Here is an 11,118-nt window from a genome sequence, read left to right on the forward strand (position 1 = left end):
ATTAACTACTTGAAGATTAGCCTCTCTTTTTGTATTTAAACATTTTCAAAATAATCTCCATTCTTCAATTTATCAGTAAACTTTTGCAGCCATTCATAATATTTCGCCGCGTGCATCAGCTTGTGCAAGTCTCTAAGCCCCAATTGGCGATCCTCATCAGGTGTATCTATGGCAAGCACGAATTCCTTGAGATCAGGCATGACTTTATCTATCGTCTCGGTCATTACTTGGATCTCTCGCTCCAAGCTTTTCGTGAGGAAGTTCTGAAAGGCTCGAAAAAAATCGGCTTCCGCCAAATATAAATTTTGTTTTTGCTGCTTTTCCTCCAATTTGACCACCATCTGTGAGTCCAACAAAGAACGTATGGCATAGCTCATATTGCTTTTGCTCATATTCATTTCAACCTTCATCTCTTCGAGCGTCATCGGACGATCCTCAAAAAACATCACCCCATATAATTCTCCATAAGAGCTTGTTACTCCATAAAAATCCATAGTCTCTGAAATCGCATGAATCACCTGCTGGCGAAGCTGCATTCTTTTGTCCTTATAGGGATTATTTGGTTCTGAGGACATAACGGGACACTTCCTATTCTTTGCTGCTGAATGTTAGCTAATGAGAACGTTCTCTTTAGTATAAATGAATTGGGCTGATTTACAAAAGCTTTATTCTGATTTTACATGGGGTTGACCCTTTGTAAGCCCTCTTTGTGTACAATAATAATTGAATACAAGTGATTAATAGCAAAATTTGTCGTTATAATAAGTTCTGTTGAATTATTTTTGAATTCCTTAAAATTATAAGGTGGTGAGACATTGAAGCGTTTTGGAGAACCTCAGTCCTTGATATTTATGCTGCCTGCTTTAGTGCCTTTAACTATTTTCTGGTTAGCTCCAATGGTCTATGTTTTTTATTTAAGTTTTACAACGTGGGATTTCATGAGCCCGGTTAAAGAATTTGTTTTCTTAGAGAATTTTAGCTCGATCCTACATGACCCAGCATTCTATAAAACTTTAAAAGTAACCTTACTCTTTTCGCTAGGTAGTGTTATCCCAGTATTAGTTGGCGGTCTGATGCTGGCTTTATTGCTCGATCATAAACTCCGCGGAACAAGTGTATATCGGCTATTTATCTTCATGCCCTGGGTAACGCCTACTGTAGCCATATCCATTGTATGGTCCTGGATTTATGAACCCAAGGTAGGCTTGGCAAACAGTATATTGTCAGTGTTTGGATTAAAAAGCATTGCTTGGCTGCAGGATTCGGATTGGGCTTTATTCTCAGTATTGATCGTCACCATTTGGAAATTGCTTGGCTGGGCGATGGTTTTTTATTTGGTTGCATTGCAGAACGTGCCCCCAAGCTTAAAAGAAGCAGCAGAATTAGATGGAGCCAATAAATATCAACGATTTTTTAATATTACACTGCCAGTCATTTCGCCAACCACCTTCTTCTTATTTATCGTCATGCTAATTGAATCTTTACAGGCTTACGATCAGATCAATGTTCTGACTCAGGGAGGGCCTTCGGGCAATACCCGCACCTTGCTGTATATGTATTACCTAGCCGCCTTTGATCAATTTAATGTGGGGTATGCCTCAGCTATTGTTATTGTTTTGGTTATTATCTGCATTGTATTGTCGCTTTGCTCCATGCTAGTAAGCCGGAAAATGGTTCATCACTCATAAACGGAATGGAGGTTGCCTCGATGAAAACATCCGCTCAAAAGCTATTGCGTGCCTTGCATTATCTGGCTCTTTCTATAATCAGCGTCCTGATGACCTTTCCTTTCTTTTGGATGGTTTCCAGCGCTTTGAAGACCAATGACGAAATTTTTGCCTTTCCGCCAACCTTATGGCCCGCACACCCGCTTTGGGGAAATTTTCTCGATGCTTGGCATGCAGCACCCTTTGGCCGTTATTTATTGAATAGTATTTTTGTAGCCGGAACGATTGTGGTCATTCAGGTGATTAATTCATCCATGATGGCTTATGCCCTTACCCAAATGCGGTTCGTTTTTCGCCGCACAGTTATGGGAGTGGTGTTGATCAGCTATATGCTGCCAGCTACAGCAACCTATTTGCCTGCTTATATCATTCTCTCGAAGCTGCATTTAATTGATACCTATACCGGACTTATCATCTCAAATAGCGTTAGTGTCTTTTCTATATTTCTTATGCGGACAGCCTTCTTGCAAATATCGAAGGAATTGGCCGAAGCCGCCAAAATCGATGGGGCCTCCCATTTTCGCATCCTTTGGAGCGTTTTTATCCCGTTGACTCGCCCTATGATTACGGTGATGTCTCTGATTACTTTTATCTCGCAATACAATAATTATTTCTGGCCGTCCCTCATCACGAAAAACCCGGATTTGCGGCTCGTTTCAGCTGGATTGAGAAGCTTTTTTGTGGAAGGGGGTGCATACGGATTAAAATGGCCGCTCATTATGGCTGGAAGTGCTATCACGATTATACCGTTAATCATTTTATTTATCGTATCTCAAAAAGTCATTATGCAAGGTGTCAGCTACAGTGTAGAAGTAAATAAGGGATAGTAAGTATCAGATAAATGGAGGAGACCATACCAATGAAAAATACAAAGAATTGGGCAGTTCTATTAATGGTAGTGTGTATGTTTGTATTGGCGGCATGTGGTGAAAAAGGGACCGTAACACCAGATAATTCAAGCAGTGAGCAGCCTGCAGCAACTACTAGTGAAACAGCAGCTACAGCAACACCTGAGATAGAAGCGGCAAAAGAACCCGTATCCATCGAATTCTGGTATGGACTAGGCGGTAAGCTAGGTGAGAACGTGGAAAAGCTTATAGCTAAGTTTAATGAATCTCAAAAAGAAGTTATCGTTAAAGGAATTGTACAACCGGATTACACAGAATCCAAAAAACAGCTTCAAGCTGCCATAGCCGCTAAAAAAGTACCGGCAGCCGTTCTTGTAGCCGATATGGACTGGGCAAGAAAAGGTTACTTCATTTCATTGGATGAAATGATTGCACAAGATACAGCTTTTAATAAACCTGATTTCATTCCGACATTTTTAGAGCAAGGTCTGGTCGATGGTAAGCAATTCTTCTTGCCTATGTATGGCACGACACAGCTGCTTTATTATAATAAAGCTATTTTTGAACGCAATGCGATTGATCTTAACCGTATGAAAACATGGGAGGGCGTTGCGTCCGTTGCCAAGGAAATTACGGAGAAAGAAAAAGGCAAGGTAATTGGCTGGGAGCCGATGTGGGGTCAAGAAAACCTAATCGATGCCGTATTTAGTAAAGGTGGAAAAGTAATTAGTGACGACGGCAAGACGCTTTTAATTGATTCCCCGGAATGGATTGAAACGTGGAGCGCGTTTGGCGATTGGATTCACAAGGATAAAATCATGAGCATTCATTCTGGCGGACAAGGCTGGGAATATTGGTATAAAACGATTGATGATGTGATGAAAGGAACAGCAGCGGGATACACGGGATCAAGCGGCGATCAAGGCGATTTGGATTTCAACATAGTTGGCGCATTAGAGCAGCCGTCATGGGAAGGTCATGAAGCAAAACCGGCAGCAACAGCTTTACTGGCTGGTATTCCAGCACTTGCAAGCCCAGAGGAACAGCAAGCTGCTTACAAATGGCTGACGTTCTTTAACAACACGGAGAACACCGCTTTTTGGTCCATGAACACAGGCTACATCGCAGTTCGTACATCAGCTTTAGAAGACGCAACCTTCAAAGCTTTCGGCGAAGCTAATCCACAAAGCCAAATTCCATTGATGCAAGCTAAGCATGGCTCAGCTCCGTTTAATGATCCTACAGGCGGGAAAATTACAGATGCTTTGAATATTGCTAAAGATAAAGTCGAAATTGAAAATATCCCGGCAGAAAAAGCACTTAAAGAAGCTAAAGAGATTGCTCAAAAGGAATTGGATAAAGCTCTAGGAGGCAAGTAAATAATGCAATGGTTACTTGAATCTACATCAGGAAATAGCCCTCAGCCGCAATATGCAAGAGAAAGCTTTGAATTAACAGAAGCGGCGGAGTGGCTGGCTATAGATATCCAATGTGTTAGAGAGCATCAATTTCAATTTTATCTGACCGACTCCCAAGGTGCTATCCGAGCACAATATTACGCAATGATCAGCAAAACACGTATTGTCGTAGGTCCAACCGCAGCTTTATCAAGCTGCGGTTCGGTTCCTGGTATTATTCCGCAAGGGTTATGGTCTTTGCATATCGTTGGCTTCCCAGCAGAAAATTCACTTTCATTTAGCTTGAAAGTGACAGCTGGAATAGGTGATTGCCCTGCAGGTACACTGCCGATTACTGGGGATCAAATGTGGATAAACACAGAATCAGATGCGCAATTGCATTATAATCTTTATGATTGGAATCGTGAATATAAAGCTAGCTTAAAGAGAAATTTATCTTTGCCTAAGATGCCAAGCTGGTTTGCAGGGGATTTTCATATGCATACGCTGCTATCTGATGGCAAACGGACACCCATAGAGCTTACTCAAGCAGCCGTCCAGCGCGGGCTTGATTTTATTGTTATAACCGAGCATAACGCTATGACCACAGGATGGCCAGTAACATCGCTTTTGGTTATCCCTGGCGTAGAGATCACTTCCTCCAAGGGTCATTTTAATGCTATTGGTTTAAGTGAATGGATTGATTTTGTCGGAAACAAATCGGTACCTATTATGGAAACAGAAGAAGGCATGAATCGCGTATTGGATGAGGTTAGACAGCAAGGTGCAATCAGCAGCTTGAATCATCCCATGTTAATTCCTTATGAATGGCAGTTTAAAGAAACACCGATGGAGAAGTTTGACACCATTGAGCTTTGGAACGACCCCACCTATCCAGATAATGTAGAGGCGACTGAGCAAGCCATCCGTGTATGGGATGAGCTATGGGCAAATGGCCAGCTATTATGGGGAATTGGCGGGAGTGATCTTCATTTACTTGCTGGAGAGAGCTATGTGGAGGGTGGGAAATCTGCAGAGGTAGGAGACCCTACAACCTTTGTTTGGTGTGATAAGCTAACGGCGAATGAGATAATTAATGCAGCAAAACAGGGGCATAGCTACATGAGCCGAGGACCAAGATTATCTCCAGTATTGGAATCAGCGGGCAGGCATTATTTACCAGGCCAACAAATTTTAAATCACTTATCCAACAACCAAGAGAATGATATGAAGCAACTTAGCGAGCTTACTTATCGTCTACAAGTAACCGATGCACCAGTAGGCTCTTACTTAATTTGGTTTATAGATGGCAAAGAAACTCATATTGAAAACATAGATATAAATGAAATGAACTATGCATACAGTTTATCATGGAATTTAGAGGATTTTCATTGGATTCGACTTGAAGTTCGCGATGAGCAAAGGGCGTTATTGGCTTTAGTAAATCCATTTTATTGCGGCGTTCCAATTTCTCAGAAAAGGCTTTGGTCTGAGTTCGTTAATTGGAAAACAGAAGCAGTAGAAGGTGTTGTGGATGATAGAGCTAACAATTAAAGGGCGAAGCTACCCGATTCGCGGGTTATTGTTCGATAAAGACGGCACGCTTATGAGCTTCATCACCTTCTGGGGGAAATGGTGTGAAAGGCTGCTTTATCATTTTCAAGATCAGCTGGCTAACTGCCAAGTGAGAATACCAGAAGATTGGGCTCAACGAATATTTGGCATTGTATATGATAAGTATGGAGCGATAATCGATTATGATCGTTCTGGACCATTAGCCATGGCAACAACCAATGATATCCTAGCGATTCTTTGCTGGCATGCTTATCGATTCGGTTTGCCATGGCATCAGGCCATGCTTATAGCCCAAGCATCACAAAAAACAACAGATGCTGAGATGAACCAGCTTCGTCCAGCTCAAGCACTAGCTGGTTTGCTCCCATTTCTGGAGCAATGCCGTTTGCATAAGCTGCCTTTGGCTGTGGTAACTGCAGATGATACAACGTCAGCAGAGCTGCATTTGGAATGGATGGGCATTCGTGCCTTTTTCCAAACGGTGATTGGTCATGACCAGGTGATATTGGGTAAGCCAAATAGCGAAATGGTGGAGCTGGCTTGCGAGCGACTGCAGCTTAAACCTTCTGAGGTTGCTATCATTGGGGATACGGATGGCGATATGTACATGGGGAAGGCGGCAGGTGTAGCCTTAACCATTGGCATACTGCCCCAAACAAGCTCCAATCACGATTCCATGGATTTGACCGAAGCAGACGTAAGAATTTATGACTATGAGCAATTGGAAATAACGTGTAGCGAGGACGAGAGGTGATTTAACAATGGGGTGGTGGTTGTTATTTCTAGCCATTTTGTTCGAATTGTCGGGTACGATTTCCATGAAATTATCCAATGGCTTCACGAATTTATGGCCATCCTTATTTTTACTGGTTTTTTACGGCCTGAGCTTTTTCCTGCTGTCGCACGCGCTTAAATATATTGAGATGAGTGTTGCTTATGCCACATGGTCAGGTGTGGGGATTGTAGCGATTGCTCTGGTTGCCTACTTCTATTTTCATGAGCCCTTCAACGTAACGAAAGTCATGTGGATTTTAATCATTGTAATTGGAATTATTGGCTTAAATATGAGCAGCAAAGCTCATTGAACCTATTTACGGAATGGGGATGTTACTAATATGCTTCAATCTGCACAGCAAATGTCAGTCGAAATCACGAAAACACTAACCTCTAACTATCTATTGCACCTACCTGAAGGATACGGAGAGCTAGATAAAAAATGGCCGCTTATCCTCTTTTTACACGGAATGGGAGCTCGGGGAGATAACCTCGACGCCATTAAGCATTATGGTATTCCCCTGGTAGTCGAGCGGGACAATAGCTTTCCCTTTGTCGCCGTTTCGCCTCTTTGTCCTGAAGATTCCATATGGATGGCCGAAAATGAAACATTGATAGCTTTGCTGGATAAAATTCAAAATGAATATGAGATCGATTCAAGCCGAGTCTATCTAACGGGGCTTAGCATGGGAGGATACGGCACGTGGTACCTCGCTTCTCATTACCCGGAACGATTTGCAGCTATCGCCCCTATTTGTGGGGGAGGCGATACGGACGCCATGAAATACTTAGAGCATGTACCCACATGGGTTTTCCATGGTACGGACGATGACGTTGTACCGTTCAAGGCTTCAGAATCCATGGTGGAAGCTTTATTAGCCTGCGGTGGTAATGTGAAATTTACCATTTACTCAGGAGTCAAGCATGATGCTTGGACAGAGACTTACGACAATCCCGAGCTATACGAGTGGTTTCTGCAGCATTCCACAAGCAATAGATGAACATTCTTATTAAGAGGCTACCCTTCAAGTGGAGTTATCTACTTGAAGGGTAGCCTCTTTCCAGTATAATGTTTCCGAAATATACCCTATGATATTTTCCTGAAATGTGTTTTTATTGTAAAACGAATGCTACTTTTATCATGTAGCAGAAAACGGTATACTTAAGCTATTCAATTATAAAGGAGGCTCATTTCGTTGAGCTTACAAATACGAGGCTGGAAGCATGTATTCAAGCTGGATCCAGCGCGTTCTTTGCACGATGATGCCTTGGAGCGGGTTTGTTTATCAGGTACAGATGCGATTATTGTAGGTGGCTCTTCGGATATCTCCTATGACAATACCGTTGATCTGTTATCACGCATCCGCAGATATGAGCTTCCGTGTGTTCTTGAGATTTCGACAACAGAAGCTATTGTACCTGGCTTTGATCTGTACTTTATACCGGTGGTATTGAATGCAGGGAATACGGAGTGGATCACAGGGCAGCATCAACGGGCATTAAGAGATTACGGGTCATTGCTTCGTTGGGAGCAAATGATTCCTGAAGGCTACGTTATTCTAAACGAGAATTGCACCGCAGCCGCTTTAACGGAGGCTGATTGCAATTTAACTGAACAAGATATCATGGCGTATGCAAGAATGGCAGACAAGCTTTTCCGCATGCCTATTTTCTATATGGAGTACAGTGGTGTGTTTGGTAATATGGAGTGGGTACAGCAAGCGGCGAAGGTTATACAAGGTGCCCAGCTGTTCTATGGGGGCGGCATTGATAGTCCAGAAAAAGCCCTACAAGCTTCGGCTGCAGCGGATACCATAGTTGTAGGCAATGTCGTTTATGATAATTTAGAGCAAGCTATCGCAACAGTGGCGGCAGTGAAAGTAACCTTATAAATGAGGATTGTTTCCTAAACGGCACTGTCATATAATAGAACAAACGTTTGTTTATTGGTAGTTCTTTATTTTAGAAAGGATAATATATGATGAATGCGCAAATTGATATATACGAGTCGATATCCAAATTAAATCCGGAACAGAAAAAAGCGGTAGAGGCGGTAAGTGGGCCGCTATTAATCATGGCTGGAGCAGGCAGTGGCAAGACACGGGTACTGACCCACCGGATTGCTTATTTAGTTGCTTCTGGCAAGGCGGCGCCTTGGAGTATTCTCGCCATTACCTTTACTAATAAAGCAGCACGTGAAATGCAGGATCGGGTTGGACAGCTAGTTGGGAATTCAGCAAGAGATATCTGGGTTTCCACCTTCCACTCCATGTGTGTGCGTATTCTGCGCCGAGATATTTCGCGTATTGGATTTACGAATAATTTCACGATACTGGATTCCACGGATCAGCTTTCGGTTATTCGCGCTTGCATGAAAGAATTGAACATCGACACGAAGAAGTTTGAACCCAAAGCCATCCAAGCCGCCATGGGCGGAGCCAAGAATGAGCTAATCTCACCCGAGCAGTTTGCCAATAAAATCGGTGATTATATGCAGGACATTACCGCCAAAGTATACAAACTCTATCAAAAAAAGCTTAAAAGCAACAATTCGCTAGATTTCGATGATTTAATTATGATGACGATTCAATTGTTTAACGAGGAACCCGAAGTGCTCCAGCACTATCAGAATAAGTTTCTTTACATCCACGTGGATGAGTATCAGGATACGAATCGGGCCCAATATATGCTGTGCAAAATGATCGCAGAGCGCCATCATCGTATTTGTGTGGTAGGTGACGGAGATCAGTCGATTTACGGCTGGCGTGGAGCGGATATCACGAATATCTTGAATTTTGAGCAGGATTATCCGGAAGCCACAACGATACTATTAGAGCAAAACTACCGATCTACCTCGAATATATTGAATGCAGCGAACAAAGTCATAGCTAACAATACAGGCCGTAAACCGAAGAATCTCTGGACCAGCAAGGACGAAGGCGCCAAAATCCAGCTCTACCAAGCAGATACCGAGCATGAAGAAGGGTACTTTATTACCTCAGAGATTAAGAAGAGCATAGCCAATGGTAAAAAATATCTGGATCACGCTATCCTATATCGCGCCAATGCACAGTCTCGGGTTATAGAGGAAATTCTGATCAAGTCGGAGATTCCTTATAAGATTTTTGGCGGCATTAAGTTCTACGACCGTAAAGAAATCAAGGACATTCTCGGCTATTTACGTTTAATTTCCAATCCGAATGATGATATTAGTTTAGTGCGGATTATTAATGTGCCGAAGCGGGCGATTGGCGATACAACCGTGGATAAGCTTATCGCATTGTCGCTTCAGAAGGACCAATCTATTTTTGAAACGCTGTTGGATCATTTGGATGAGCTTGAGGTTAGTCCACGTACGAAGAAGGCTTTAAGTGATTTTTGTGATTTAATCAGCAATTTATATCGTATGGTGGAGTATATAAGCGTAACAGAGCTAGCCGAGCAGCTGCTGGAGCAAACTCAGTATCGTGCTGAATTAATCCGCGAAGGCTCGTTAGAATCCAAATCGCGCTTAGAGAATATAGAAGAATTTCTCTCGGTTACCCAAGAATTTGAGAAACGAAATGAAGATGAAGACCGCTCCTTGCTGGCTTTTTTAACAGATCTAGCTTTAATTGCAGACATTGATTTGATGGGCAAGGATCCCGAGGTAGCCGTTGACAACAATTCAGTTGTATTAATGACAATGCATAGCGCTAAGGGATTGGAGTTTCCGGTTGTATTCATTGCAGGGATGGAAGAAGGCATATTTCCTCACAGCCGAACACTGGCAGACCCTGAAGAAATGGAAGAGGAACGTCGGCTAGCTTATGTTGGCATCACTCGAGCAGAGGAACAATTGTTTCTAACTTGCTCACGGATGCGAACTTTGTTTGGTAAAACCAACAGCAATATGCCTTCTCGCTTTTTGAAGGAAATCCCTGATGAAGTGAAAGAGTCGCCTTCACGGGGTAAAGAAAGCTATGGCGGAGGAGGAGCGGGCGCTTCTTATCGATTGGGACAAGCGCGTACTTTTGGGCAAAATGCAACGGGAAGCACTTTCGGACAGTCGTCGACAAGTATTAATACGAATAGGCCGGTAACTTCAACTCCGATGGTAGCTGCGACTGTAAATGGAGTGACCGATTTCAGGAATGGCGACAAAGTTGTTCATAACAAGTGGGGGACAGGCACTATTGTAGCTGTTAAAGGCACGGGTGAGGATATGGAGCTCAATATTGCTTTTCCGGCACCTGTAGGAGTAAAAAGGCTGTTGGCCAAATTTGCACCCATAACCAAGGCTTGAATACATTGTTGAAGAGGATGGAGATTAGATGGGAGAAATACAAGCGTCCGAGCAGCAGCTAGAGCAGATGAAACAGCTCATTGCTGAAATTAATCATCATAACAAGCTGTACTATACGTTGGATCAGCCAGAACTAACAGATAAGCAGTATGATCTTTTATATGATTCGTTGACTAACTTAGAAAAAGAAACAGGGATTACTCTGCCCTTTTCTCCTTCACTGAGAATTGGAGACGCACTGTTAAATGGATTTGAATCTTATAAACACCGCGCTAAGCTTTGGAGCTTGGATAAAGCCCAGAATATAACCGATCTCCAGACCTGGCATACACGTGCTATAAAGCTTTGGGAGCAGTATAATGCGGCCCATCCAGATGATTTACTGCCTCCGCTATCATTTGCAGTTGAGCTGAAATTTGATGGACTGTCTCTGAATTTGACCTATGAGCATGGAGATTTAGTGCAAGCGGCTACCCGTGGCAATGGAGTTATTGGAGAAAGTATCCTTGCTC

At 42.9% G+C, this 11,118-nt stretch carries 11 protein-coding genes (1 of these 11 only partly in view); 10 read left to right on the forward strand and 1 reads right to left on the reverse strand.

What is annotated here, in order from left to right; translation table 11 throughout:
- Positions 1-35: 35 nt before the first annotated feature.
- Positions 36-575, reverse strand: a complete 540-nt coding sequence (locus EHS13_RS00885; RefSeq protein WP_155698468.1) for a GbsR/MarR family transcriptional regulator — start codon at positions 573-575, stop codon at positions 36-38.
- Between the two features lie 276 nt (positions 576-851).
- Here EHS13_RS00885 and EHS13_RS00890 point away from each other — a divergent pair, with 276 nt between their 5' ends.
- From EHS13_RS00890 to ligA, 10 genes are all read left to right on the forward strand, one after another.
- Positions 852-1,688 carry a carbohydrate ABC transporter permease gene (locus EHS13_RS00890; protein ID WP_155705180.1) on the forward strand — a complete coding sequence of 279 codons (837 nt, stop codon included), beginning with the start codon at positions 852-854 and terminating at the stop codon, positions 1,686-1,688.
- Between the two features lie 20 nt (positions 1,689-1,708).
- Positions 1,709-2,554 carry a carbohydrate ABC transporter permease gene (locus EHS13_RS00895; RefSeq protein WP_155698489.1) on the forward strand — a complete coding sequence of 282 codons (846 nt, stop codon included), beginning with the start codon at positions 1,709-1,711 and terminating at the stop codon, positions 2,552-2,554.
- Positions 2,555-2,586: 32 nt separating this feature from the next.
- Entirely contained in the window at positions 2,587-3,954 is a 1,368-nt protein-coding gene (locus EHS13_RS00900) for an extracellular solute-binding protein (RefSeq protein ID WP_155698491.1), read from the forward strand.
- 3 nt (positions 3,955-3,957) lie between these two features.
- On the forward strand, positions 3,958-5,526 hold the full coding sequence (locus EHS13_RS00905; protein WP_155698493.1) for a CehA/McbA family metallohydrolase: 1,569 nt from the start codon (positions 3,958-3,960) through the stop codon (positions 5,524-5,526).
- Positions 5,507-6,301, forward strand: a complete 795-nt coding sequence (locus tag EHS13_RS00910; protein ID WP_155698495.1) for an HAD family hydrolase — start codon at positions 5,507-5,509, stop codon at positions 6,299-6,301. Before EHS13_RS00905 ends, EHS13_RS00910 begins: the two co-directional genes overlap by 20 nt.
- Before the next feature lie 7 nt (positions 6,302-6,308).
- Positions 6,309-6,632, forward strand: a complete 324-nt coding sequence (locus EHS13_RS00915; protein WP_155698497.1) for a DMT family transporter — start codon at positions 6,309-6,311, stop codon at positions 6,630-6,632.
- A 30-nt stretch (positions 6,633-6,662) separates the two neighbouring features.
- Complete coding sequence (locus tag EHS13_RS00920) at positions 6,663-7,322, forward strand: carboxylesterase family protein (RefSeq protein ID WP_155698499.1); 660 nt, start codon at positions 6,663-6,665, stop codon at positions 7,320-7,322.
- 195 nt (positions 7,323-7,517) lie between these two features.
- The gene (locus EHS13_RS00925; protein WP_155698500.1) at positions 7,518-8,213 is read left to right on the forward strand and encodes a heptaprenylglyceryl phosphate synthase; all 696 of its coding nucleotides are present in this window, start codon (positions 7,518-7,520) and stop codon (positions 8,211-8,213) included.
- An 86-nt stretch (positions 8,214-8,299) separates the two neighbouring features.
- Positions 8,300-10,606: a DNA helicase PcrA gene (gene pcrA / locus EHS13_RS00930; protein ID WP_155698502.1), complete on the forward strand. Its 2,307-nt coding sequence runs from the start codon at positions 8,300-8,302 to the stop codon at positions 10,604-10,606.
- A gap of 28 nt (positions 10,607-10,634) precedes the next feature.
- Positions 10,635-11,118, forward strand: partial view of an NAD-dependent DNA ligase LigA gene (ligA, locus tag EHS13_RS00935; RefSeq protein ID WP_155698504.1) — the beginning only. 1,553 nt of this gene lie beyond the right edge of the window; only the first 484 of its 2,037 coding nucleotides appear in the window; it begins with the start codon at positions 10,635-10,637; the stop codon falls past the right edge of the window.

Source organism: Paenibacillus psychroresistens, assembly GCF_009728935.1.
GTDB lineage: Bacteria > Bacillota > Bacilli > Paenibacillales > NBRC-103111 > Paenibacillus_AC > Paenibacillus_AC psychroresistens.